This window comes from Citrobacter sp. CFNIH10, from assembly GCF_002934585.1.
Lineage (GTDB): Bacteria > Pseudomonadota > Gammaproteobacteria > Enterobacterales > Enterobacteriaceae > Citrobacter_A > Citrobacter_A amalonaticus.
In genome coordinates this window covers 1,494,206-1,517,567 of sequence record NZ_CP026216.1, presented here as the reverse complement: position 1 = coordinate 1,517,567, position 23,362 = coordinate 1,494,206, and the positions used below count along the sequence as shown (strand labels likewise).

General features: G+C 53.3%; 24 protein-coding genes and 1 pseudogene. 13 read left to right on the top strand and 12 right to left on the bottom strand.

Features of this window, described 5'->3' with window-relative positions:
• Positions 1 to 55: 55 nt before the first annotated feature.
• A pseudogene (locus C2U53_RS10750) lies at positions 56 to 601 on the bottom strand (helix-turn-helix domain-containing protein); the annotation flags it as partial.
• A gap of 98 nt (positions 602 to 699) precedes the next feature.
• On the opposite strand from C2U53_RS10750, the gene C2U53_RS10745 reads away from it, so the two are divergent.
• Positions 700 to 1,359 carry an AzlC family ABC transporter permease gene (locus tag C2U53_RS10745; protein ID WP_042998885.1) on the top strand — a complete coding sequence of 220 codons (660 nt, stop codon included), beginning with the start codon at positions 700 to 702 and terminating at the stop codon, positions 1,357 to 1,359.
• Positions 1,359 to 1,682, top strand: a complete 324-nt coding sequence (locus C2U53_RS10740; RefSeq protein WP_104445890.1) for an AzlD domain-containing protein — start codon at positions 1,359 to 1,361, stop codon at positions 1,680 to 1,682. The genes C2U53_RS10745 and C2U53_RS10740 overlap by 1 nt, the downstream gene beginning before the upstream one ends.
• A gap of 46 nt (positions 1,683 to 1,728) precedes the next feature.
• Here C2U53_RS10740 and C2U53_RS10735 read toward each other — a convergent pair whose 3' ends face one another.
• From C2U53_RS10735 to C2U53_RS10705, 7 genes are read right to left on the bottom strand one after another with little or no spacing between them, the layout of a single operon-like run.
• Positions 1,729 to 2,289 carry an AAA family ATPase gene (locus tag C2U53_RS10735; protein ID WP_061069455.1) on the bottom strand — a complete coding sequence of 187 codons (561 nt, stop codon included), beginning with the start codon at positions 2,287 to 2,289 and terminating at the stop codon, positions 1,729 to 1,731.
• On the bottom strand, positions 2,286 to 2,723 hold the full coding sequence (locus tag C2U53_RS10730; protein WP_104445889.1) for a PTS sugar transporter subunit IIA: 438 nt from the start codon (positions 2,721 to 2,723) through the stop codon (positions 2,286 to 2,288). The genes C2U53_RS10735 and C2U53_RS10730 overlap by 4 nt, the downstream gene beginning before the upstream one ends.
• A gap of 32 nt (positions 2,724 to 2,755) precedes the next feature.
• Positions 2,756 to 3,025: a hypothetical protein gene (locus C2U53_RS10725; protein ID WP_042998881.1), complete on the bottom strand. Its 270-nt coding sequence runs from the start codon at positions 3,023 to 3,025 to the stop codon at positions 2,756 to 2,758.
• 59 nt (positions 3,026 to 3,084) lie between these two features.
• Complete coding sequence (locus tag C2U53_RS10720; protein ID WP_042998880.1) at positions 3,085 to 3,927, bottom strand: class II fructose-bisphosphate aldolase; 843 nt, start codon at positions 3,925 to 3,927, stop codon at positions 3,085 to 3,087.
• Positions 3,914 to 5,281, bottom strand: a complete 1,368-nt coding sequence (locus C2U53_RS10715; RefSeq protein WP_104445888.1) for a PTS sugar transporter subunit IIC — start codon at positions 5,279 to 5,281, stop codon at positions 3,914 to 3,916. The genes C2U53_RS10720 and C2U53_RS10715 overlap by 14 nt, the downstream gene beginning before the upstream one ends.
• Positions 5,274 to 5,588, bottom strand: a complete 315-nt coding sequence (locus C2U53_RS10710) for a PTS sugar transporter subunit IIB (RefSeq protein ID WP_042325486.1) — start codon at positions 5,586 to 5,588, stop codon at positions 5,274 to 5,276. The genes C2U53_RS10715 and C2U53_RS10710 overlap by 8 nt, the downstream gene beginning before the upstream one ends.
• A gap of 11 nt (positions 5,589 to 5,599) precedes the next feature.
• The gene (locus C2U53_RS10705; protein WP_044257191.1) at positions 5,600 to 6,580 is read right to left on the bottom strand and encodes a 6-phosphofructokinase; all 981 of its coding nucleotides are present in this window, start codon (positions 6,578 to 6,580) and stop codon (positions 5,600 to 5,602) included.
• A gap of 482 nt (positions 6,581 to 7,062) precedes the next feature.
• On the opposite strand from C2U53_RS10705, the gene C2U53_RS10700 reads away from it, so the two are divergent.
• The 4 genes from C2U53_RS10700 to C2U53_RS10685 are packed head-to-tail and all read left to right on the top strand — an operon-like array spanning position 7,063 to position 11,773.
• Positions 7,063 to 7,509, top strand: coding sequence for a PTS fructose transporter subunit IIA (locus C2U53_RS10700; protein WP_054177409.1), 447 nt, complete (start codon positions 7,063 to 7,065; stop codon positions 7,507 to 7,509).
• Positions 7,510 to 7,519: 10 nt separating this feature from the next.
• Positions 7,520 to 8,965, top strand: a complete 1,446-nt coding sequence (locus tag C2U53_RS10695) for a PTS fructose-like transporter subunit IIBC (RefSeq protein ID WP_104445887.1) — start codon at positions 7,520 to 7,522, stop codon at positions 8,963 to 8,965.
• Positions 8,955 to 10,025 (top strand): aminopeptidase, encoded by a 1,071-nt coding sequence (locus C2U53_RS10690; RefSeq protein WP_042998875.1) that lies wholly within the window; start codon positions 8,955 to 8,957, stop codon positions 10,023 to 10,025. The genes C2U53_RS10695 and C2U53_RS10690 overlap by 11 nt, the downstream gene beginning before the upstream one ends.
• Positions 10,025 to 11,773, top strand: a complete 1,749-nt coding sequence (locus C2U53_RS10685; protein WP_104445886.1) for a putative frv operon regulatory protein — start codon at positions 10,025 to 10,027, stop codon at positions 11,771 to 11,773. Before C2U53_RS10690 ends, C2U53_RS10685 begins: the two co-directional genes overlap by 1 nt.
• 54 nt (positions 11,774 to 11,827) lie before the next feature.
• Here the strand turns inward: C2U53_RS10685 and C2U53_RS10680 are convergent, their stop codons facing one another.
• The gene (locus C2U53_RS10680) at positions 11,828 to 12,040 is read right to left on the bottom strand and encodes a DUF1471 domain-containing protein (protein WP_042998873.1); all 213 of its coding nucleotides are present in this window, start codon (positions 12,038 to 12,040) and stop codon (positions 11,828 to 11,830) included.
• A gap of 128 nt (positions 12,041 to 12,168) precedes the next feature.
• Complete coding sequence (fdhD, locus tag C2U53_RS10675) at positions 12,169 to 13,005, bottom strand: formate dehydrogenase accessory sulfurtransferase FdhD (protein WP_044265169.1); 837 nt, start codon at positions 13,003 to 13,005, stop codon at positions 12,169 to 12,171.
• 192 nt (positions 13,006 to 13,197) lie between these two features.
• Between fdhD and fdnG the strand changes: the two genes are divergently transcribed.
• The 7 genes from fdnG (at position 13,198) to fdhE (ending at position 22,599) form a co-directional block, all read left to right on the top strand.
• Positions 13,198 to 16,248 (top strand): formate dehydrogenase-N subunit alpha, encoded by a 3,051-nt coding sequence (fdnG, locus tag C2U53_RS10670; protein WP_104445885.1) that lies wholly within the window; start codon positions 13,198 to 13,200, stop codon positions 16,246 to 16,248.
• Positions 16,249 to 16,260: 12 nt separating this feature from the next.
• Entirely contained in the window at positions 16,261 to 17,166 is a 906-nt protein-coding gene (fdoH, locus tag C2U53_RS10665; protein WP_042998870.1) for a formate dehydrogenase O subunit beta, read from the top strand.
• Positions 17,163 to 17,798, top strand: coding sequence for a formate dehydrogenase cytochrome b556 subunit (fdoI, locus tag C2U53_RS10660; protein ID WP_044257180.1), 636 nt, complete (start codon positions 17,163 to 17,165; stop codon positions 17,796 to 17,798). Before fdoH ends, fdoI begins: the two co-directional genes overlap by 4 nt.
• Before the next feature lie 184 nt (positions 17,799 to 17,982).
• Complete coding sequence (locus C2U53_RS10655) at positions 17,983 to 19,320, top strand: VWA domain-containing protein (protein WP_086512772.1); 1,338 nt, start codon at positions 17,983 to 17,985, stop codon at positions 19,318 to 19,320.
• Between the two features lie 17 nt (positions 19,321 to 19,337).
• The gene (locus tag C2U53_RS10650) at positions 19,338 to 20,834 is read left to right on the top strand and encodes a HAMP domain-containing sensor histidine kinase (RefSeq protein WP_044257176.1); all 1,497 of its coding nucleotides are present in this window, start codon (positions 19,338 to 19,340) and stop codon (positions 20,832 to 20,834) included.
• Positions 20,835 to 20,838: 4 nt separating this feature from the next.
• The gene (locus C2U53_RS10645) at positions 20,839 to 21,525 is read left to right on the top strand and encodes a response regulator transcription factor (RefSeq protein WP_044257174.1); all 687 of its coding nucleotides are present in this window, start codon (positions 20,839 to 20,841) and stop codon (positions 21,523 to 21,525) included.
• A gap of 144 nt (positions 21,526 to 21,669) precedes the next feature.
• Complete coding sequence (fdhE, locus tag C2U53_RS10640; RefSeq protein ID WP_042998866.1) at positions 21,670 to 22,599, top strand: formate dehydrogenase accessory protein FdhE; 930 nt, start codon at positions 21,670 to 21,672, stop codon at positions 22,597 to 22,599.
• Positions 22,600 to 22,629: 30 nt separating this feature from the next.
• Here fdhE and C2U53_RS10635 read toward each other — a convergent pair whose 3' ends face one another.
• Both C2U53_RS10635 and C2U53_RS10630 read right to left on the bottom strand, forming a co-directional pair.
• Complete coding sequence (locus C2U53_RS10635) at positions 22,630 to 23,016, bottom strand: type II toxin-antitoxin system VapC family toxin (RefSeq protein WP_104445884.1); 387 nt, start codon at positions 23,014 to 23,016, stop codon at positions 22,630 to 22,632.
• Entirely contained in the window at positions 23,016 to 23,255 is a 240-nt protein-coding gene (locus C2U53_RS10630) for a CopG family transcriptional regulator (protein ID WP_162178932.1), read from the bottom strand. The genes C2U53_RS10635 and C2U53_RS10630 overlap by 1 nt, the downstream gene beginning before the upstream one ends.
• Positions 23,256 to 23,362: the final 107 nt, after the last annotated feature.

Below are 23,362 nucleotides of genomic sequence, written 5' to 3'. Positions count from 1 at the left end.
AATCATTCGGGGGAGCCTTTTGCATACCATAACGGTGAAATTCCAGGTTCGCTAAACTCTGCTCAGCCACCAGAATCGCCTGGGTATCCGCTTCCAGCGCCTGGAAGATATGCTCCTGATCGGCGGGATAACAAATATAGTCGCCCTCACCTAACACTTCTGGCGCTTCTGTCAGCCCGACCAGCGCTTTTCCCTTCGTGACAATAATATGCTCGATCGAGCCCGGTGGATGCGGCTGAGAAATGCGGTCGGCTCCTGGCTGGGTCAACAACAGATAGATATCACGCCGTGCGCCAGGCGGGCAGGCAGCCAGTAAAATCGCCTGATAGTGCGCCTGTTCGGCCACTACTTTCGTACCCTCACCGCACCGGATCACCTGCGTTTTTTGCACCTGCGGCTCCAGCAGTCGCGCAAAGGGAATATCCAGCGCCACACAAAGCGACCAGAGGGTTTCCAGGCTAGGATTACCGTTCCCCGCTTCCAGTTGGGAAAGCGTCGACTTGGCGATCCCCGCCCGTCGGGCGATTTCTGCCAGCGACAGACCCGTCCGCTGACGCTCGCGAACCAGACTTTTGGCGATCACGCTGATGGGTTGTGTCATACCCGACTCCATGTTTTTTATATCGAACGAATCGTTCATCTTGTCAAACACTGATGTTGCGTTCATTATAATGGAAATTCGTTCGATATGGCTAAATCATGGCGCACTTCTTCTCCTGTCTGAAGGCAGACACGATAAAAGCAATCTTTCTGGTCTGCCTGGCGGTAGGCGTGGTTGGGATGTCCTACGGTTCACTGGCGATGGCTTATGGCTTCCCGGTGTGGGTGCCGTTTGTACTCTCTATTTGTGTGCTGGCAGGAGCGTCCGAATTTATGTTTATCGGCATTGTCGCCAGCGGCGGTAATCCGTTAGCCGCTGCCGCAGCCGGTTTACTGGTTAACGCCCGCCATGTTCCGTTTGGCGTGACGGTACGGGATCTGGTCGGCACCCGCGCGGCGAGTTTTTTCGGCTGCCATATTATGAACGATGAAAGCGTCGTGTTCGGCCTGTCGCAGAAAACCCCAGAGCAGCGCAAAGCCGCCTACTGGCTATGTGGCCTCGGCGTTGCCATTCTGTGGCCGCTGGGGACCCTGCTGGGCACCGTGGTGGGTCAATTGCTGCCAGCCCCGGAAACCATCGGGCTGGACGCCGTGTTCCCGGCTATCCTGCTGGCTCTCGTCGTCCCGGCGTTTAAAAACCGTACCACTCTGATTCGGGGCCTGAGCGGAGCCGCCGTGTCGCTCGCCGCCGTGCCTTTCGCGCCGGTCGGGCTGCCAGTTCTGCTCTCCCTGCTGGGCTTACTGACGAGGAAAAAGTAATGGGTAACATGACGCTGTTTATCGTCGGTATCGCCATTTTATCGGCAGGCACCTATTTAATGCGCCTCGGCGGCGCCAGACTGGGCAGTCGCCTGGCGCTCTCTGAACGCGCTCAGGCACTGTTATCCGATGCCGCCACGGTACTGCTGTTTTCCGTCGCCCTGGCCACCACCTTTTATGAAGGCGTGCATTTGGCTGGCATGGCACGCGTTCTCGGCGTGGCGTTCGCGGTCTTTCTCGCCTGGCGTAAGATGCCATTGATTGTGGTGATCGTCGCCGCCGCCGTGGTGACCGCGCTGCTGCGAATGGTAGGGATACACTAAAAAAGCGCCCGCGGGCGCCCTTGAAGGGGTAACGACACTCTACCGTTCAGGTTTTGTCTATCTGTTCGTCTATCCAGGCGATAACGGATTCAATATCCAGCGTTTGCTGTTGATCTACCGTAAACACCGGCCCGAGCCGCATCGGTTCGGCGCGTTCTGCCAGTTGCGCCAGTTCGGGTAGATACTCCTCACCGGGATGACCCGGTTTGCGATCCTGTAAGCGGGTGGCATAGCGCGTCACTGCCAGCTCAGGCGTGATCTGATTCCACACTTCCAACACCTTCTCAACACCCGCCTGCTGCAAGAGTTGTTGCAACCTCTCGCGAGGCTGAAAGCCAAACCAGGCATCAACCAGCCAGACAACGTTCGCCGGAGCGTGGCCAATAATAGACCAGATCACCTCATAGGCCGCACAGCCCAACTGCCGGTTGAAAGGCCGGTCGATATCCGTAAAGCGTGCCATAAACGGCTCTTTGATCCCATCAATCGTCAGCAGTGGCAAACTGAAGGTCCTGGAGAGCTGATGAGTAATGGTACTTTTACCTGAAGCGGGGATCCCGTTAATCAGAATCACTGTTTTACAGTCCGGCGAGAGGTGTCGTTTCATAGCAACGCGACCACCTCTTCCTGGGAACGTGCCGCCCGCAACTTCGTCATGCGTTCATCGTTATCGAGTAAGGCGACAATGGCGCGGATGCCCTCTTCAATATGCGCATTACTGTCCTGTGCACCAAACATAATGACAATGTCGGCGGCTTCACTGTCGGCAAACTGAATGGGCTTATCCAACAGCACCATGCTAAAACAGTTGCGCTTCACCCCACATTCTGGACGGGCATGGGGGATCGCAACCCCTTCATCAAATACATAATACGCCCCATGACTGAGGGTGTTGTCGATAACTGCCTGACCGTATTCCGCTGAAATATACCCTTTTGCGACCAACGGTCTGGCCGCCAGTTGAATCACCTTCTGCCAGTCGTTTTCCGCGACGCCAACCTGAATGGCATCGGCCTCGATCAGTAATTCTTTTATCGTCATGACGACTCCCTAAGCGCTTAATAAACCCGACGCTAAATATTCCGGCGAATAACATTACGCAACTCATCTATACGCACAAAAAGCGAATCAATATCCTGCCGGTGCGTCTGGCTTTTGGCATAGACCGACAGCGCCCGGTTATAGATCAGCATTAATGCTTTCTGTATTTCACCATTACCCGGGTTGCCCTGCAGTTCACCTTCCAGCCTGGCGATTTCTCCTGCCAGAACACGGGACTGTTCATCATAATCTTCCGGCGGGCGTGTTTCTTTTTTCCATAACGATTTCAAAGATTCAAACATAGCGATCCCCCGCCCTGATGGACAACAGGGCAACAAAACATCATTTATTAATAACGGAGTTATTTAAATAACGCGATCTTTTCCATTAATACCTGGGTGACGGCATTATTTGCCGGAATTAAAAACTTACGTACGCTGTCATTCACTTTGCCTTTCTCAAAGGTATTTTTACACTGGTCGACCCACTGTACGTTCATTTCCGTGCCGACATTCACTTTATTAATGCCTTCAGTGACGGCCAGGCGCATATCGTCGTCACTCACCCCCGTCCCTCCGTGTAATACCAGTGGAACACCGGTCGCGGCGCTGATCTCTTGCAGCCGCTGATGTTGAATCTGCGCCTTGCCGGTATACAGGCCGTGTACCGTACCCACCGACACCGCCAGCATGTCGACTCGCGTTTCCTCAACGAAGCGTTTGGCATCTTCTACCGTCGTAAAGCAGATATCCTCTGCCGCCACTGCTTTACCATCCTCTGAGCCACCAATAGCCCCAAGCTCGCCTTCCACCGTAATATTGCGCGGTCTGGCCATCTCCACCACGATGCGGGTATTACCGATATTCTCTTCCAGTTCCAGGTGCGAGCCGTCATACATGACCGAGGAAAATCCGGCATTCATCGCCGTCTCAATGGCGCTGATATCAGAGCAGTGATCCAGATGCAGACAGGTCGGGACATTCTCGCTCTCCGCCAGCGAACGCACCGCATCAACCAGCAGGCGATAACCCAGATATTCTGCCGTCCCGGTTGAAATCTGAATCATTAACGGGCTATTCGTTTTTTGCGCCGCTTTAAAAAACGCAGGCAGCATTTCAATACAGTGCAGGTTAAAGGATCCAATCGCTTTGAAATTTCTTTCCTGGCCGATTTTTAGGATCTCGTTGAAATTATACAGACTCATGAACATTTTCCCCTTTTGGCTTAGCGGATTTACCGTTTACGAACCATGCCAGTGCGGCAACAAAAACAATGAACAACGCGACAAACAGCCAGTTATTCTGGAAGGCGTGGCCTAAAACGAGGCCGGAACTGATGACGTCAGAATCGCTGAACGTGACGCCGGTGAAACCGTAGATTTCCAGCATCGGCACCAGAATCGCAGGCAGGAAGGTGATGAACAGCCCGTGAACTACGCCGCCGATCATCGCGCCACGACGGCCGCCCAGCGCGTTGCCAAAGACGCCCGCGGTCCCCCCGGCGAAAAAGTTAGTTAGCAGACCCGGCAGGATCATCGCCAGACCAAACATCGGGAACACCAGCATACCGATGATGGAACCGACAGTGGTCGCCAGGAACCCAACAATCACCGCGTTGGGGGCATAAGGGAACAGAACCGGGCAATCCAGCGCGGGCTTTGCATCCGGAACGATACGCATAGCGATACCGCGAAATGCCGGAACCAGTTCGTTGAGCAGTAAGCGCACGCCGCTGTAGAGCACGAAGACACCGGCCACAAACTGAATGGACTGCATGAAGGCATACATCAGATAGTTCACGCCGCCGGAGAACTGGGCGATATATTCCGGACCCGCCGCCAGCGCCGGAATGAGGTACATCGGCACCATCACTACCGCCATGGCGAGATAGGTATCCTGTAAGAACTTGAAATTATCGGGTAATTCAAGGTCTTCCGTGGAGCGAGATCCTTTGCCCACCACTTTAGCCACCGCCGCCTGCACGAGATAGCCAATAGTACAAAAGTGCCCCAGCGCCACATCATCCGAGCCGGTGATGCGCCTGACCACCGGTTGCGCCAGCGCAGGCATCAGCACCGCCATCACGCCGCCAAAAACCCCGCCGGTCAGAATCAACGGCAGTCCGGTGAGCCCCGATTTATAGCCAATGACCGCGCCAATGGTCGCCATCCACAACAACGCTTGTCCGGTCAGGAAGATGTATTTCAGCGGTGTCAGACGCGCGATGATGATATTGACGGCAAAAATCACCATCAGGGTTAACGCCACTTCTGAGCCCAACTCACGGTTAGCTAACCCGGCGATGGCAGCCACATCGGTAATGTAGCCCTTCATACCAAATCCCTGAGTAAAAATATCGTTCAGGAAGGTCAGTGTGGCGACAATAATATTGATCCCGGCCATCATGATTAAAAAACCGAGCAGCGTTTTAAACGTCCCCTCTGCGGTTTTTCCCGGTGATTTCTTTTGCAGGATCAGTCCGAGCATCGCGATAAAGGCGATTAATATCGACGCCTGACCGAGCAAATCTTTAACGATGAATTCAACGAAGCTATTCATAATGAGCTACCTTCAGATTCCGCTCTTTTAAAAACGCGACGATTTTGGCTTCAATTTCGTCTTTGTCCGTGAGCTTATTCAGAACCACGACCCGTTTAATTTCTTCTTCACTGGCATCCGCCGTTAAGATGTCAGCAAAGGTTTTTTGCGTCAGGATCATGTCAGATTTAAACGCCCCTGCTTCAGATACCGTGGTATGTTCGATATGCGCAGGAATTTCCAGTTTCTTTAAAACCGCTTTCGCCGTCATTTCAATAGCAAAACTTGAACCGAGGCCGCAGCCACATACGCAAAGAATTTTCAGCATGTAAGGTCTCCTCAAATAATATTGAGTTGTTTGGCAAGTTTGTAATGATGTCCTTCTGTATCGACCAGACGTTTTTTCATACTTACGAGATCAATCGGAATAGGTTTATTGCTTTGATTTATAATAATCGCTTTATTTTTCATCCCTGACTGGATGCATCGAACCACTTCGCTCGCCATGATGGTGCCCTGATAAATTTCTTCACAGGTCGGATCGCCATTACGTAAACCGTAACCAACAATCGTTTTACGAATGCGCTCGCCAATACGTGGTTCGAGCTGTTTTATCATGGTGTCAATCGCCCCCTGAAAACCGGGAGAATATTCTCTGGTGTAGCCTTCTGAGCACAGAATAATCACGCTATTCTGGACGGTCAGTTTTTGCCTTACCCGTTCCGCTAAGGCATCAAGCGACATCTGGCATTCCGGAATCAGGGCGATATCCGCATTGCATTTAATTGCGGATTGCAGCGTTAATTCACCACAATATCCCCCCAATAATTCCACCATAAACACGCGACCAGGTAGCGCTCTGCCCGTATTTCGTAAACGAGAAACCTCCTTAATAATCTGTTCACAGGCGGTCGAAAAACCAATCGTATAATGACTGCCATAAACATCATTATCGATAGTCATCCCCACGCCAAAACAATTAATATCAAATTCGCTCAGGGTATTGAGAAACTGTAAACTGCCGTCACCGCCCGCCATAATTAACACATCAATGTGCAGCGACTTGAGTTTTCTGGCGATCGTTTCATATTCGCTACGCTGCAACTTACGGGTCGTTCTTCCCGAGGTAATGAGAGGTATTGCCGCGATAGAAAAATCGACCAAATCGCGCCATGCCACGTCATGATGATTTTTCTCCAGCAAGCCGGGAATACCACCATTGAATAAGGTAATTTTTGCATCCGCGAGTCGGGCAATCTGGAATATGAAATTATTTATTCCAGACACATCGCCCCCACTAATGACAATACCAATTTTCATTGCGTTTCCTCCGAAGCACCCGTGGAACATTTTTCCCTGACTTCAAGTCCGCTATTTGCAATGAAGATCACATTATGCTGATAAATTCAGAGGCGAGTAATATTGACAGACTGATTGCATGGTCAATTTTTGTGATGCCAATCACATATAAAAATGAAATTTATCAAAGCGTGATTTTTTAATTCCGTTAATTATCATTTAGTTAATTGAAGCCCCCCTCATCCTTTTTACGCGCCCCTATTCTGTACGTCATATCGAGTTTATAAAAAGAGAGAAATGTGAGAAATATCGCATTTTTTTGCGTCCGGGAGGTTTATCAGCGCATTATTTCTTTCTGCGTCGCGTTGCAAAATGTGGCCTCGTGCACAAAGCCTGTTGATGCTTAGCCGACATTATGTCACTCCGCTCAGACATATTGCCGCTCATCTCAATACGAAAGCATCGTTAAAATCGTAGAAAAGAGGTTTTAACGGAGTCTCTCTATGTCAGAGCTTACGGTACGTTGTATTGACCTGAATATTCAGGGCAACAGCACTTATTCCATTCTGAAACAACTCGCGGAAATGGCGTTTCGGAATGGCGCGATCACCGATCGCCAGTTGTTTTTACAAACGCTGCTGATGCGGGAAAAACTGCATTCTACCGGATTCGGATCAGGTATCGCTGTGCCCCATGGCAAAAGCGCCTGCGTAGAACACCCCTTTGTACTGTTTGCCCGTAAAACTCACGGAGTGGACTGGCAGTCCAGCGATGGCGAAGCCGTTAACTGTTGGATCTGCCTCGGCATACCGCAAACCGGCGAAGACGATCAGGTCAAAATCATCGGCACCCTGTGTCGCAAACTTATCCATCAGGATTTCATCAATCAACTGAAGCAAGGTGACGCCACTCAGGTACTGACTTTGCTCAATCAGACCTTAACTTCATAAGGAAGCGGCTATGGAGTCATCCTTACGTTTAGTAGCAATCACCAACTGTCCTGCCGGCATCGCCCACACTTATATGGTGGCCGAAGCGCTTGAGCAAAAAGCACGCTCGCTCGGTCATACGATTAAAATCGAAACCCAGGGGGCAAGTGGTGTAGAAAACCGCCTGACGCAGGATGACATTGCCGCCGCCGATTACGTGATTTTAGCCACCGGGCGTGGCTTAAGTGGTGACGATCGGGCGCGATTTGCCGGGAAAAAAGTCTATGAGATCGCCATTTCCCAGGCGCTAAAAAATATCGACCAGATTTTCAGACAGTTGCCTTCTCATTCGCAGATGTTTACCGCAGATAGTAGCGTTAAACTCGGTAAACAGGATGTCCAGCAAGGCAGTGTAATGAGCCACCTGATGGCGGGGGTTTCCGCTGCGCTCCCGTTTGTGATCGGTGGCGGTATCCTGGTCGCCATCGCGAATATGCTGGTGCAGTTCGGCTTGCCGTATACCGATATGTCGAAGGGTGCGCCGTCATTTACCTGGATTATCGAATCCATCGGCTATCTGGGCTTCACCTTTATGATCCCCATTATGGGGGCGTATATCGCGTGGTCGATTGCCGACAAACCCGCATTTGCCCCGGCGTTTCTGGTCTGCTATCTGGCTAACGACAAAGGATTGCTCGGCACCCAGTCTGGTGCTGGTTTTCTCGGCGCGGTGGTACTGGGTTTGGCAATCGGCTATTTCGTGCTGTGGTTTCGCAAAGTCCGTCTCGGCAAAGCGCTCCAGCCGTTGCTTGGCTCGATGCTAATCCCATTCGCCACTTTGCTGGTGTTTGGCGTGCTGACGTATTACGTTATTGGTCCGGTGATGTCGGATCTGATGAGCGGCCTGCTGCACTTCCTGAACACGATCCCCCCGTCCATGAAAATGGGCGCCGCCTTCCTCGTTGGCGCGATGCTGGCATTTGATATGGGTGGGCCCATCAACAAAACCGCATGGTTTTTCTGCTTCTCACTGCTGGAAAAACATATCTATGACTGGTACGCCATCGTCGGCGTAGTGGCGCTAATGCCTCCCGTCGCGGTAGGCATTGCCACGTATCTGACACCCAAACTGTTTACCTCACAGGAGAAGGCCGCCGCGAGCAGCGCGATTGTGGTCGGCGCCACTGTCGCCACCGAACCCGCAATTCCTTATGCCCTGGCCGCACCGCTGCCAATGATTACCGCCAATACACTCTCCGGTGGTATTACCGGAATGCTGGTGATCGCTTTCGGAATCAAACGCCTCGCGCCGGGATTAGGTATTTTTGATCCGCTGATTGGCCTGATGTCGCCGGTAGGCTCCTTTTACCTGGTGCTGGCTATTGGCCTCGCACTGAACATTGCGTTGATTATCATCCTGAAAGGGCTGTGGCTGAGACGCAAGACCGCGCAACAGGAACATGCACATGAACATTAAGTTACTTCAGCAATTATGCGAAGCCAGCGCGGTCAGTGGCGATGAACAAGAAGTGCGCGCAATTCTCATCAATGAGCTGGAATCCTGCGTGGATGAAATGACGTTTGACGGCCTCGGCAGTTTTGTTGCTCGTAAAGGTCATTGTGGGCCAAAGGTGGCAGTCGTCGGTCATATGGATGAAGTCGGCTTTATGGTCACACATATCGACGATAGCGGTTTTCTGCGTTTTACGACAATTGGGAGTTGGTGGAGTCAGTCGATGCTGAACCACCGGGTCACTATTTGTACCCGCAAGCGATTTAAAATCCCTGGTGTTATCGGCTCCGTTGCACCGCATGCCCTCACCGAAAAACAGAAACAGCAACCACTGACATTTGACGAAATGTTCATTGATATTGGCGCGAGCAGCCGCGAAGAGGTAGAAAAGCGCGGTATTGCGATCGGTGACTTCATTAGCCCAGAGGCGAACTTTGCCTGCTGGGGCGACGACAAAATCGTCGGCAAAGCACTGGATAATCGTGTCGGCTGCGCCCTGATGGCAGAACTTTTGCAGTCCGTCGATAATCCTAATATCACCCTCTATGGCGTGGGCAGTGTGGAGGAAGAGGTGGGGCTGCGCGGCGCGCAAACCTCAGCAGAACACATCAGGCCCGACGTGGTTATCGTCCTGGATACTGCTGTTGCTGGTGATGTCCCTGGAATCGACAACACCAAATACCCATTGAAACTGGGTGAAGGTCCAGGGCTCATGCTGTTTGATAAACGTTATTTCCCAAATCAACAGCTGGTCGCTGCATTAAGGACGAGTGCAGAAAACAGTGGCGCCCCTTTACAGTTCTGTACCATGAAAACCGGAGCAACAGACGGTGGACGCTACAATGTGATGGGTGGCGGGCGCCCCGTTGCAGCACTCTGTTTGCCCACCCGCTATCTGCATGCCAATAGCGGCATGATTTCTGCAAAAGATTATGATGCATTGTTTACGTTAGTCCGTGAGCTGCTGACTTCATTGACGGCAGATCAGATCAAAACTTTCACCGACTTTCGCCGGGTGATCTGATGCTCAGTGAACGCCAGTTAACGCTTGTCGACCTTCTTGAACAACGGCCTAACTCACTCAGCGAGCTGGCGCGGCAAACTGGCGTTTCGGGTAGAACAATCCTGCGCGATATTGATTACATCAATTTTACCCTCAGCGGGAAAGCGCGCATTCAGCCTGGTGGCAGTGCGGGTTACCAACTGGACATTATCGACCGGCGCAGCTTTTTTCAGCTTTTACAACGCCATGATAACGACGATCGTTTGCTGGCACTTCTGCTGCTCAATAACTTTACCCCCCGCGTACAACTGGCTTCTTCGCTTAATTTGCCGGAAACCTGGGTCGCAGACCGTCTGTCGCGACTGAAGCAACGCTATGAGCGTGCATTTTGTCTTTCCAGCCGCCCCGGTGTGGGCCATTTCGTTGATGAACCAGAAGAAAAACGGATTGTCCTGCTGGCGAACCTGCTCAAAAAAGACCCGCTGTTAATTCCTCTCCCCGGCGTGACGCGAGACACTATCGAACGACTTACCAGCGCATGTGAACATCTTCTTGCTGAGTTCCCACTGACGTCGGGTGAATACCTCGCCAGTCTGGTGCTGGCGGTCTATGCACTGCGTAATCAACTCTCGGGCACATGGCCTGAATGTCGGCATACAGTGTTAAAAAATGCCGTAGAACAGGGCGGGATCTATCTTGGCGAGAACGCGTTCAAAACGCTGCACGGACTGCTGGATAAACAGCAACAACAGGCCATGACCCTGTCTGCCGATACCGTGATTGCTTTACTACAACGCGTACCTGGCGTCGCCACTTTGAACCTTATCGATACGCAACTGGTTGAAAATATCACGGGTCACCTGCTGAGATGCGTTTCGGCCCCCGTTTGGGTACCGGAACATCGCCAGAGCAGCATGAATAACCTGAAAGCGGCCTGGCCCGCTGCATTTGACATGAGCCTGCGCTTCATTGCGCTACTGCGGGAACAGTTAGAAATTCCGCTGTTTGACAGTGATCTGATCGGGCTCTATTTCGCCTGTGCGCTGGAGCGGCACCAAAATGAGCGTCAACCCATCATTTTATTATCCGATCAAAATGCGATTGCCACCATAAATCAGCAGGCTATTGAACGTGATGTATTGAATTGTCGGGTGATCATTGCACGCACTCCCAGTGATGTGTACGCGATAAGACAAGAAGTTGATCCCCTGTTGATCGTCAATAACAGCCACTATTTATTGGATGACTCATTAAAAAATGTCCTGACTATTAAAAATATTATTTCCGCAGTCGGGTCCGAACAAATCAAAAATTTTCTTGCCACGGCGTTTATTCGTCAGCAACCGGAGCGCTTCTTCTCTGAGCCGGGCAGCTTTCACTATATGAATCTCGCCGACGAAACCTGGCATCACATTACCCATCAGATTTGCGACAAACTCGTGGCGCAGGAACATATCACCCGTGATGAAGCACTGCGGATATGCGCCCGCGAAGATGAAGGCGAAAACCTGATTATCAATCATCTGGCGATCCCCCACTGCTGGAGCGAACAGAAGCGTCACTTTCGCGGGTTCTTTATTACTCTGGCGCATCCCGTACAGGTCAATAATGAACCGGTCAGCCATGTACTGATTGCTTGCGCTGCCGCTGACGCACGTCACGAATTAAAAATCTTCAGCTATCTGGCCAGCGTGCTGTGTCAGCATCCCGCCGAAACCATTTGTGAGTTAACGGGATATGACGCGTTTATGTCGTTGTTAAAACAATAATGACAGACACAAAAAAAGCGCCTCAAGGGCGCTCTTTCGACAATGGAGATGAACTTATTTCAGCAGTTCCGCCGTCATGTGCACGCGGTTACCGGTGTAAGCCTGAGTGATTTTATAGGAGCTTGCACCAGCCTGTTCAGCCTGAGCGGCGATTTTTGCTTCAGCACTTTCCAGAGTAGAACCGGTCGCGGTCACAGACTGGGCAGCAAAAGAACCGAAAGAGGTAGCGAGAGCGATAACTGCGACAAAAGTTTTGATGCTTTTCATGATATAAACCCTTTAACTTAGTTGTTTAAGTAAGGCACCGTGCCTTGATGTGATAAATAATAGGCCGTTACTCAGATAACTAAAAGCGGAAGGATTTGCCCGTCTCATTCAAATTAATTGAATCAAAATCACTCAGCGATTAAACGCTGCGGATGAGTATAAATGGTCGCCCTGCCTGGCTTACAGAACCCCACCAGCGTCAGATTGCAGCGCTCAGCGACTTCCACCGCCAGCGTGGTGGCAGCAGATACCGCAAACAGAATCTCAACGCCGCACATCGCAGACTTCTGCACCATCTCATAGCTTGCGCGACTGGAAACCAGCGCCGCTCCCGGCACCCAGCTTTCGCCTTCGGCGGCACGGCGCCCCAGCAGTTTATCCAGCGCAACATGCCGACCGACATCTTCATGTCCGCCCGCCAGTTCACCCGATGGCATCACCCACGCCGCAGCGTGCGTACACCCGGTGAGCTGCCCCACAGGCTGAAAATCTTTCAGATGTCTTAATGCGTGATCAAGTCTGGAGAGGTTAAAAGTCTGGGTGAACGGCAGCGGCTGCACCGGTTTACCGATGTCATTGAGCTGCTCAACCCCGCACACGCCACAGCCGGTGCGTCCGGCCAACGCGCGACGGCGTTCTTTCAGCCCCATAAAACGGCGACTGGAAAGCTCGATCTGGACTTCAAGTCCATTACAGGAGGGAACCACATCCATGCCATAGATCTCGCGCGGGCTGTCAATGATCCCCTCAGACAAGGAAAAACCGACTGCAAAATGTTCCAGATCCTTCGGCGAGGCCATCATGACAACATGAGAAATGCCGTTATAAACCAGCGCCACGGGCACCTCTTCAGCGACCTCATCCGGCTGAGGGTGATGCAAATCCTCACGCTTCCAAAGATTAACCTGGCGAGAGCTCGTGACATTAATCACATTTCCGACTTCTTTTGGATGTATCTTATTCACTTTCTTTTAACCGTATAAGAACACACGTACCAACATTGTGGTATTCTGTCGCAAGCCCCTCCTGGATGGGGGGAATTAACCCAATTTTGGACCTTTGCGGTCCCGTCCGCAAAGAAAAATAACAACCACACCCTGAGCGCTCACCAACATGAATGTGAAAGGGATGTGACAATGTCGAAAAAGGAGCAAACCATGCAGGTCAGCAGAAGGCAGTTCTTTAAGATCTGCGCTGGCGGTATGGCAGGCACCACGGCGGCAGCACTGGGCTTCGCGCCCGGCGTAGCGCTCGCGGAAACCCGGCAATATAAACTGCTGCGCACCCGCGAAACCCGTAATACCTGCACTTACTGTTCCGTTGGTTGTGGGCTGTTGATGTACAGCCTCGGCGACGGTGCAAAAAACGCCAAAGCGTCAATCTTCCATATCGAAGGTGACCCGGACCATCCGGTCAACCGTGGTGCGCTCTGTCCGAAAGGGGCCGGTCTGGTGGACTTCATCCACTCCGAAAGTCGCCTCAAATTCCCGGAATACCGCGCGCCAGGCTCGGATAAATGGCAACAAATCAGTTGGGATGAGGCATTTGACCGCATCGCGAAACTGATGAAAGAAGACCGCGATGCTAACTACATTGCGCAAAACGCTGAAGGCGTTACCGTTAACCGCTGGCTGTCTACCGGGATGCTGTGTGCTTCCGCGTCCAGTAACGAAACCGGCTTTTTAACGCAAAAATTCACCCGCGCGCTCGGTATGCTCGCGGTCGACAACCAGGCGCGTGTCTGACACGGACCAACGGTAGCAAGTCTTGCTCCAACATTTGGTCGCGGTGCGATGACCAACCACTGGGTCGACATTAAGAACGCCAACCTCGTCGTGGTGATGGGCGGTAACGCCGCTGAAGCACACCCGGTCGGGTTCCGCTGGGCGATGGAAGCGAAGATTCACAACGGCGCGAAGCTGATTGTGATCGATCCGCGTTTCACGCGTACGGCGTCGGTGGCCGATTTCTATGCCCCAATCCGTTCTGGTACTGACATTGCCTTCCTGTCAGGCGTGATGCTGTACCTGCTGACGAACGAAAAATATAACCGCGAATACACCGAGGCCTACACCAACGCCAGCCTGATCGTGCGTGAAGATTTCGGCTTCGAAGATGGCCTGTTCACTGGCTATAACGCGGATCAACGCAAGTACGACAAGACCAGCTGGAACTATGAGCTGGACGAAGAGGGCTTTGCCAAACGCGATACCACGCTGCAACACCCGCGCTGCGTCTGGAACCTGCTGAAACAGCACGTTTCCCGCTACACGCCGGACGTGGTGGAAAATATCTGCGGCACGCCGAAAGCCGACTTCCTGAAAGTCTGTGAGTACATCGCGGAAACCAGTGCGAAAGACAAAACCGCATCGTTCCTGTATGCCCTCGGCTGGACACAGCACTCCATCGGTTCGCAGAACATTCGCACCATGGCGATGATCCAGTTGCTGCTTGGCAACATGGGGATGGCAGGCGGCGGCGTTAACGCCCTGCGCGGCCATTCCAACATTCAGGGGCTGACAGACTTAGGCCTGCTGTCACAAAGCCTGCCGGGTTACCTGACGCTACCGAATGAAAAACAGCCGGACCTGCAAACGTATCTGGCCGCGAACACGCCAAAACCGCTGTTGAAAGACCAGGTCAACTACTGGGGCAACTACCCGAAATTCTTCGTCTCGTTGATGAAGGCCTTCTACGGCGATAAAGCGACAGCGGAAAATAGCTGGGGCTTTGACTTCTTGCCGAAGTGGGACAAAGGGTACGACGTGCTGCAGTACTTCGAGATGATGAAAGAGGGTAAGGTCAATGGCTATATCTGCCAGGGCTTCAACCCGGTTGCCTCATTCCCGAACAAAAACAAGACGATCGCATCACTGTCCAAACTGAAGTTCCTGGTGACGATCGATCCGCTCAACACCGAGACCTCCACCTTCTGGCAAAACCACGGTGAGTCGAACGATGTGGATCCGTCGAAAATCCAGACCGAAGTGTTCCGCCTGCCGTCCACCTGCTTCGCTGAAGAGAACGGCTCGATCGTGAACTCCGGTCGCTGGCTGCAGTGGCACTGGAAAGGCGCAGACGCCCCGGGGATCGCGGTCACCGACGGCGAAATCCTGGCCGGTATCTTCCTGCGCCTGCGCAAAATGTATGCTGAGCAGAGCGGTGCCAACCCGGAACAGGTGCTGAGCATGACCTGGAACTACTCCACCCCACATGAACCGGCATCGGAAGAAGTGGCGATGGAGAGTAACGGGAAAGCGCTGGCCGATCTCATCGACCCGGCAACGGGCTCAGTGATCGTCAAGAAAGGCCAACAGCTCAGCTCGTTTGCTCAGTTGCGTGACGACGGCACCACCTCCAGCGGCTGCTGGATTTTCGCCGGTAGCTGGACGCCGGAAGGCAACCAGATGGCGCGTCGCGATAACGCCGATCCGTCCGGTCTGGGCAATACGCTGGGCTGGGCATGGGCATGGCCGTTGAACCGCCGCATCCTGTACAACCGTGCATCCGCTGACCCGCAGGGTAATCCGTGGGATCCGAAGCGCCAGATCCTGAAATGGGACGGCGCAAAATGGAGCGGGATGGACATTCCGGACTACAGCGCCGCCGCGCCAGGCAGCGACGTCGGGCCGTTCATCATGCAACCGGAAGGGATGGGACGTCTGTTCGCTCTCGACAAGATGGCAGAAGGTCCATTCCCGGAACACTACGAACCGTTTGAAACGCCGCTGGGTACCAACCCGCTGCACCCGAACGTGATCTCCAACCCTGCCGCCCGTATCTTTAAGGGCGACGCCGAAGCGCTGGGTAAAGCCGATAAGTTCCCGTACGTCGGAACCACTTACCGTCTGACCGAGCACTTCCACTACTGGACCAAGCATGCGCTGCTTAACGCTATCGCGCAGCCGGAACAGTTTGTGGAGATCGGCGAGACGCTGGCGAACAAGCTCGGTATCGCCCATGGCGACACTGTTAAAGTCTCCTCTAACCGCGGCTATATCAAAGCCAAAGCCGTGGTGACTAAGCGTATTCGCACGCTGAAGGCAGACGGTAAGGATATCGATACTATCGGTATTCCGATTCACTGGGGCTATGAAGGTGTGGCGAAGAAAGGGTTTATTGCGAACACCCTGACGCCATCGGTGGGCGATGCCAACTCACAAACGCCGGAATTTAAGTCCTTCCTGGTGAACGTGGAAAAGGTGTAACGGAGACGACTTATGGCTTATCAATCGCAAGACATTATCCGTCGTTCCGCGACTAACGGTCTCACCCCCGCGCCTCAGGCGCGGGACTTCCAGGAAGAAGTGGCGAAGCTCATTGACGTCACCACCTGCATCGGCTGTAAAGCCTGTCAGGTGGCCTGTTCAGAGTGGAACGACATCCGTGATGAGATCGGCAGCAACGTCGGGGTCTATGATAACCCGGCGGATTTAACCGCTAAATCCTGGACCGTGATGCGTTTCTCGGAAGTGGAGCAGAACGACAAACTGGAATGGCTGATCCGTAAGGATGGCTGTATGCACTGCGCCGATCCGGGCTGCCTGAAGGCGTGTCCGGCAGAAGGCGCTATCATTCAGTATGCCAACGGGATTGTCGACTTCCAGTCCGAGCAGTGCATCGGCTGTGGTTACTGCATCGCCGGTTGCCCGTTCGACGTGCCGCGACTCAACCCGGAAGACAACCGCGTCTATAAATGTACGCTGTGCGTTGACCGCGTGACCGTCGGCCAGGAACCGGCCTGCGTGAAAACCTGCCCAACGGGTGCTATCCACTTTGGTTCCAAAGAGGACATGAAAACGTTGGCTGGCGAGCGTGTGGCAGAACTGAAAACCCGTGGTTACGACAATGCTGGCCTGTACGATCCGGCGGGCGTAGGTGGGACGCACGTGATGTATGTGTTGCACCATGCCGACAAACCGAATCTGTACCACGGTCTGCCGGAGAACCCGGAAATCAGCGCCACCGTGAAATTCTGGAAAGGGATCTGGAAGCCTCTTGCAGCGGTCGGCTTTGCCGCGACCTTTGCGGCCAGCATCTTCCACTACGTCGGTGTCGGTCCAAACCGTGCGGATGAGGAAGAGAACAACCTGCATGAAGAGAAAGACGATGAGGTGCGCAAATGAAAAGACGTGACACCATCGTGCGCTACACCGCGCCGGAACGCATCAACCACTGGGTCACCGCCTTCTGCTTCGTGCTGGCGGCGGTGAGCGGACTGGGCTTTTTCTTCCCGTCCTTCAACTGGCTGATGCAAATCATGGGCACACCGCAACTGGCGCGTATTCTGCACCCGTTTGTGGGCGTCATCATGTTTGCCTCGTTCATCATCATGTTCTTCCGTTACTGGCACCACAACCTGATTAACCGGGATGACATTTTTTGGGCGAAGAACATTCGCAAGATTGTCGTCAACGAAGAGGTGGGTGACACCGGGCGGTATAACTTCGGCCAGAAATGCGTGTTCTGGGCGGCGATTATCTTCCTGGTGCTGCTGCTGGTGAGCGGTGTGATCATCTGGCGTCCGTACTTTGCGCCAGCGTTCTCCATTCCGGTGATCCGCTTCGCGTTAATGCTGCATTCATTTGCCGCCGTCGCGCTGATTGTGGTTATCATGGTGCATATTTACGCCGCGCTGTGGGTAAAAGGTACTATTACCGCGATGGTAGAGGGCTGGGTAACCCGCTCCTGGGCGAAGAAGCATCACCCGCGCTGGTACCGTGAAGTTCGCGAAAAGCAGGATAAGACCCAGTCGTAAGCAAAGGCTGTTCGTGAACCGATAAGATAACGCCGGAGACTGAGTTTCCGGCGTTTTTTTAAGGGATATTTTTGGCCTGACAGGCCGTTTTGACAACTTTTTGACAACTTTATACAGATTACAGACCAACCGACGTTACGGTCGCATAAGAATGGAGTCGATTCTTAAGACAAGGAGACGTACCGTGAATCTCAAACACCTCTTCGCAGCCCTGGCAATGGGACTGCTTGCGACAACAACAGCGGCACAACCGCCCGCGCCGAAAGTGACGATTAAATCCGAACTGGCTTCCCCTCTGGTGCTGGAAAACAGCCAGGACAAAAACTACCTCAAAGTATCACTGACGGGTTTCCCGCTGCATGCAACCAAACGCAGCCCGATCAACCTCGCGCTGGTGATTGACCGCTCCGGCTCTATGGGCGGCGAGCGTATCGAACAAGCCACAGAAGCTGCCGTAATGGCAGTGAACACTTTAAGCGCCCAGGACACGCTCTCGGTGGTGATTTACGACGACGTCGTGGATGTCATTGTGCCGGCGGCCAAAGTCGACAATAAAGCGAAACTTATCAGCCAAATCCGTGAACGACTGACCGCACGCGGCGGTACTGCCCTGTTTGCCGGTGTCAGCCGCGGTATCAAAGAAAACAGTAAATTCCTCGATAAGGCCCATGTTAACCGCATCATCCTGCTGTCTGATGGTCAGGCGAACATCGGCCCTTCCTCCACCAGCGAGCTGGCAGAACTGGGTAAGATTGCCGCCCGCAAAGGGATTGCCATCACCACGATGGGTATTGGCGAAGGCTACAATGAAGATCTGATGGCGGCGATTGCCCAGTACAGCGATGGCAACCACGTGTTTGTACAAAACACCGATGCCCTGGAGAAGGCATTTGCCCATGAATTTGGCGATGTCATGTCCGTCGTCGCTCAGGATGTGGTGGTGCAAATTAACGTCGCCGACAACGTTAAGCCACTTCGCCTGCTGGGGCGTGAAGGTGAAATCCGCGACAACACGGTGACCGTTAAACTGAACCAGCTTTACGCCAATCAGGAGAAATATGTCATGCTGGAAGTGCTGCCGGCGAAAGGCCAGGCCGCACAAAGCAAGCCGCTCGCTGAGGTCAACGTCAGCTATAACAACCTCGCCACCGGGCAGAAAGAGCGTTGGGATGACAAGATGGCCGTCAGCTATACCGCCTCAGCCAACGAGGTTCAGAAAGCGCAGGTGGAGGATGTGATCGTCGATTCCGCCATTCAGAAATCCGCCATTCAGAATGAGCAGGCGTTACAGCTCATCGATGAAGGCAAAATGGACGAGGCGAAAGCGATCCTGCGCGAAAACTCCAGTACACTCAGCGCGTTACCGCTTAGCGCACCGGCCGCCAGAATGAAGGCACAGGCGAGCGCAGAGGAAAATCTTAAGTTGCTGGACAGGATGGAAAGCGAAAGCAAAGAAGCGTCGCGCAAGTCGCTGAAAGAACAGAGTTATAAAACCAAAAACCAGAGTTCGAAATCGAACTGATCCACAAGGAGTGCTGGATGTTCAGACGTAAGCCGATTTATCTCGTCATTACATTGATGTTTTTTATTCTGCTTGCTTACCTGGGCGTTCGCACTCTGGAACATGAAGTCTTGTTGCGTCAGTACCAGACCCAAACCCTGGCGAAATCGCAAACCGCCAGCGTCGCCAGGGGGATCGAAAATATTCTGCAGCAAAAAGCCTCCCGCCTGCATGCGATTGGCGATTTTATCGACCCCGCAGAGGTCGCCACCCTCAGCGCGCTTAAAGAGAACGACAGCGACATTGCCGACGTCTTTATGCTGCGGAAAAATCATCTCCTTTACCCCGATGAGCGTCAGCCGTTGAGCAACAAGGATAAAGAGTGGGTACGCCTGCTCAGCCCGCTGGTCAACGATCCCAGCCAACTTGCCAGTCATATGACGCAAAGCGAGCAGGACACGCCGCAGGCCGGCTGGTTTATTAGTTTTGAGACTCCGGAACCGCTGTTGATCTACTGGCGGCAGAAAGACGGGGCGATCATCGGCTTTCGCCTCTCCTGGGTACAGCTGATGATGGATATGGCGAACAGCATACAGGTGAATCCGGGGGATCCGCAGCAGATTGTCAGGGTGACGGAAAACGGCCGTCAGCTTTATCAGAACGCGCAGGCGGATCTGCGGCGGCTCACTTTAATGGACTCCCGCACGCTGGCGTATCCACTCACAACGTGGCAGGTCAGCGCTTACGGCGTCAACGCACCGCTCTGGCATATCTGGCTGTGGGGCGGCGCATTAATCGTCCTGCTGCTTCTCGCCGTCGCACTGTTGGGCGTCTCGCTGTGGCGAGAATATACCCGCGCGGCGCGTCAGGCGCGCCAGCAGGTCGATTTTGTCAGCCAGGTGTCACACGAACTGAAAACACCGCTGACCAACATCACGCTCTATGCCGAACTGCTGCGCGAAGGGCTGGATGATGAACAAACGCATGAGCGACGCTATGTGGATGTGATCACTCAGGAAGGCCAGCGGTTATCACGGCTTATCCAGAATATCCTGACCTTTACGCGCGCACCGAAACTGCATCTTCAGCCAGTCAATCTCCGCCGTCTGATGACAGAAATTACGCAGATCTTTACGCCTGCGTTGCAGGCTAAAGGCATGACGATTCACATGTCCTGCCCTGAGAATCTGATATTGCACAGCGATCGCGACGTGATCACGCAAATTGTCAGCAACTTTCTCAGTAATGCCGAAAAATACGCTTCGCAGGGCCAGCGCGTGGATCTGACCGTTGAACACGTTGCGGAAAACGTGGAGATCGCCGTTCGCGACTATGGTCCCGGTATTGCGGAAAATGAGATGTCCTTGATCTTCCGCCCGTTTTATCGGGTCAAATCCTCCATTACCGAGGGTGTTTCAGGTACCGGTATTGGGCTCACCATCGCTTGCCAACTGGCGCAACGCCTGCACGGCAAGATTCAGGTAACGGCGCAAGAGCCAGGCGTCCGCTTTACCCTTACGCTGCCGCAGGGATGAGAATATGAAGATACTGATTGCCGAAGATGATGCAAACATCCGCCAGGGTCTGGTGGATGCACTGTCGCGCGAGGGTTATTCGATCATAGCAGCACCGAACGGGCGCGCGGCGCTGGAGAGTTATCATCGCGACAAACCGGACTTTGTGCTGTTAGACATCATGATGCCCGAAATGGATGGCTATACCGTCTGCCGGGAAATTCGCCGCCAGAACGAACACATTCCCATCGTGTTTCTCTCCGCCAAAGATGAGGAGATCGACCGTGTCGTGGGGCTGGAACTGGGTGCAGATGACTACATCAGCAAACCGTTTGGTATTCATGAACTGCGGGCGCGGATAAAAACCATCGCCCGTCGTTGTTTAAACCATAGCGCCACGCAGCCTAACCTCAGTTTTGCTTTTGGCGACCTGACGGTGTTACCGAATGAACTGTGCGCCTGGCGCGGCGAACAAAAGCTGGAGCTGACGCTGCGGGAAGTTCGCATTTTAAGCTGTCTTGAGCGTCATAAAAATCAGGTGGTTACGCGCGATATGTTGTTCGATGCGGCGTGGGGGTACGACTATTTGCCCAATAGCCGTACGCTGGATCAGCACATTTCCCGGCTCCGCAAAGTCATCGAACAGGATGCCAATCAGCCGCAGCTAATCCGAACGGTGCATGGTCTGGGGTATCGATATCAGGTATCGTAACGCACACATTGCGATGTCACCGCTATAACCCGCAGGCCGATTGCGGTTATCATTAATGACATTCACCAGCGCGGGCGCGAAATGCCCGCCAATTCACAGAGCGGATTACACCTAGCTAAATCTGCCTAACCAGGAAGTGACTGAATGAGCATTCGTATCATCCCGCAAGATGAGCTGGAAAAGAGCGAGAAACGCGCGACGGATATGATTCCACCGTTATTATTCCCCCGGCTCAAAAATCTGTATAACCGTCGCGCCGAGCGTCTGCGCGAACTGGCTGAGAATAACCCGCTGGGAGATTACCTGCGCTTTGCTGCGCTGATCGCCCATGCCCAGGAAGTGGTGCTGTATGACCATCCGTTGCAGATGGATCTCACTGCACGCATCAAAGAAGCCAACGATCAGGGTAAGCCGCCGCTGGATATCCACGTTCTGCCACGCGATAAGCACTGGCAGAAACTGCTGCACTCGCTGATCGCCGAACTGAAACCGGAGATGAGCGGCCCGGCGCTGGCGGTGATCGAAAATCTGGAAAAAGCCTCCGAACAGGAACTGGAACAGATGGCCAGCGCTCTGTTTGCCTCCGATTTCGCCGCGGTCAGCAGCGATAAGGCCCCGTTCATCTGGGCCGCGCTGTCGCTGTACTGGGCGCAAATGGCCAGCCTTATCCCGGGTAAAGCCCGCGCGGAATACGGCGAACAACGTCAGTACTGCCCGGTGTGCGGCTCGATGCCGGTCTCCAGCATGGTGCAAATTGGCACCACCCAGGGACTGCGCTATCTGCACTGCAACCTTTGTGAAACCGAGTGGCATGTGGTTCGTGTTAAATGCAGCAACTGCGAGCAAAGCCGCGATCTGCACTACTGGTCACTGGACAATGAGCAGGCGGCAATCAAAGCCGAAAGCTGCGGTGACTGTGGAACCTACCTTAAGATCCTCTATCAGGAAAAAGACCCGAAAGTGGAAGCCGTCGCCGACGACCTCGCGTCGCTGGTACTGGACGCGCGCATGGAGCAAGAAGGCTTCGCCCGCAGTTCCATCAACCCGTTCCTGTTCCCGGGAGAAGGGGAGTAAACGCCTTCAACAGGTGATGCCGGACGGTGCTTATCGTCCGGCTTGCAACTGATAAGGCGTAATGACGCCAGGTATCCCCGCGAAATCTCTGGTGTTGCGCGTCACAAGCGCAAACCGATGAATCTGCGCGGTAGCCAGAATAATCGCGTCCGGAAGTTTCATCCCATATTCCTGCCTGAGATTCACGCTTCGCTCAGCAATTTCCTGTGAAACGCCGATGATGTTGAACGCACTCAACGCCACACGTGTACGATATTCCTGATGGTATTTTTTTGCCCCCACCATGACTTCCATCCAGGTAACCAGGCTGATGGCATTCTGCGGCGGATACGCTTCCAGTACTTGCTGTGCTTCCTGGTGCCCGCTGAATAAATCAATCAGGATATTGGTATCGAACAGCACGGGACCCTTTTGCATTACCATTCCTCGCGTAGCGTCCTCTGATACTCAACGCCGTCTTCCTCACAGCCCTGCCAGAGCCCCAGCGCATTGGAAATCGTGGTTTCAGCCTGTCCCTGCCTTTCAAGGTACTGTTCAACCGCTTCGCGCAACAACTCCGCACGCGGCAGATTCCGCTGCTGCTTGAGATCGTCAAGGCGCTTGATCACCTCATCGGATAAGTCGAGTAATATTCTGCCCATGTCCATTCCAGCCATATGCATACATATACTTCCAGTATATCATTGGCGAATAATTTTCAAACAACATACACCGTCAGCAAGCAGGAAAAAAGCGATCTCCGTAGTGACTTTTCCTTTTGCGA

Excerpts from the sequence above, each read along its gene's own strand:
- C2U53_RS10705 (WP_044257191.1), bottom strand. The coding sequence starts at position 6,580 with ATGAAAATTGGTATTGTCATTAGTGGGGGCGATGTGTCTGGAATAAAT.
- C2U53_RS10745 (WP_042998885.1), top strand. The coding sequence starts at position 700 with ATGGCGCACTTCTTCTCCTGTCTGAAGGCAGACACGATAAAAGCAATC.
- C2U53_RS10725 (WP_042998881.1), bottom strand. The coding sequence starts at position 3,025 with ATGTTTGAATCTTTGAAATCGTTATGGAAAAAAGAAACACGCCCGCCG.
- fdoH (WP_042998870.1), top strand. The coding sequence starts at position 16,261 with ATGGCTTATCAATCGCAAGACATTATCCGTCGTTCCGCGACTAACGGT.
- C2U53_RS10700 (WP_054177409.1), top strand. The coding sequence starts at position 7,063 with ATGTCAGAGCTTACGGTACGTTGTATTGACCTGAATATTCAGGGCAAC.
- C2U53_RS10680 (WP_042998873.1), bottom strand. The coding sequence starts at position 12,040 with ATGAAAAGCATCAAAACTTTTGTCGCAGTTATCGCTCTCGCTACCTCT.
- C2U53_RS10735 (WP_061069455.1), bottom strand. The coding sequence starts at position 2,289 with ATGAAACGACACCTCTCGCCGGACTGTAAAACAGTGATTCTGATTAAC.
- C2U53_RS10685 (WP_104445886.1), top strand. The coding sequence starts at position 10,025 with ATGCTCAGTGAACGCCAGTTAACGCTTGTCGACCTTCTTGAACAACGG.
- C2U53_RS10635 (WP_104445884.1), bottom strand. The coding sequence starts at position 23,016 with ATGCAAAAGGGTCCCGTGCTGTTCGATACCAATATCCTGATTGATTTA.
- C2U53_RS10630 (WP_162178932.1), bottom strand. The coding sequence starts at position 23,255 with ATGGCTGGAATGGACATGGGCAGAATATTACTCGACTTATCCGATGAG.
- C2U53_RS10695 (WP_104445887.1), top strand. The coding sequence starts at position 7,520 with ATGGAGTCATCCTTACGTTTAGTAGCAATCACCAACTGTCCTGCCGGC.
- C2U53_RS10715 (WP_104445888.1), bottom strand. The coding sequence starts at position 5,281 with ATGAATAGCTTCGTTGAATTCATCGTTAAAGATTTGCTCGGTCAGGCG.
- fdoI (WP_044257180.1), top strand. The coding sequence starts at position 17,163 with ATGAAAAGACGTGACACCATCGTGCGCTACACCGCGCCGGAACGCATC.
- C2U53_RS10740 (WP_104445890.1), top strand. The coding sequence starts at position 1,359 with ATGGGTAACATGACGCTGTTTATCGTCGGTATCGCCATTTTATCGGCA.
- fdhE (WP_042998866.1), top strand. The coding sequence starts at position 21,670 with ATGAGCATTCGTATCATCCCGCAAGATGAGCTGGAAAAGAGCGAGAAA.
- C2U53_RS10645 (WP_044257174.1), top strand. The coding sequence starts at position 20,839 with ATGAAGATACTGATTGCCGAAGATGATGCAAACATCCGCCAGGGTCTG.
- C2U53_RS10720 (WP_042998880.1), bottom strand. The coding sequence starts at position 3,927 with ATGAGTCTGTATAATTTCAACGAGATCCTAAAAATCGGCCAGGAAAGA.
- C2U53_RS10710 (WP_042325486.1), bottom strand. The coding sequence starts at position 5,588 with ATGCTGAAAATTCTTTGCGTATGTGGCTGCGGCCTCGGTTCAAGTTTT.
- C2U53_RS10650 (WP_044257176.1), top strand. The coding sequence starts at position 19,338 with ATGTTCAGACGTAAGCCGATTTATCTCGTCATTACATTGATGTTTTTT.
- C2U53_RS10730 (WP_104445889.1), bottom strand. The coding sequence starts at position 2,723 with ATGACGATAAAAGAATTACTGATCGAGGCCGATGCCATTCAGGTTGGC.
- C2U53_RS10690 (WP_042998875.1), top strand. The coding sequence starts at position 8,955 with ATGAACATTAAGTTACTTCAGCAATTATGCGAAGCCAGCGCGGTCAGT.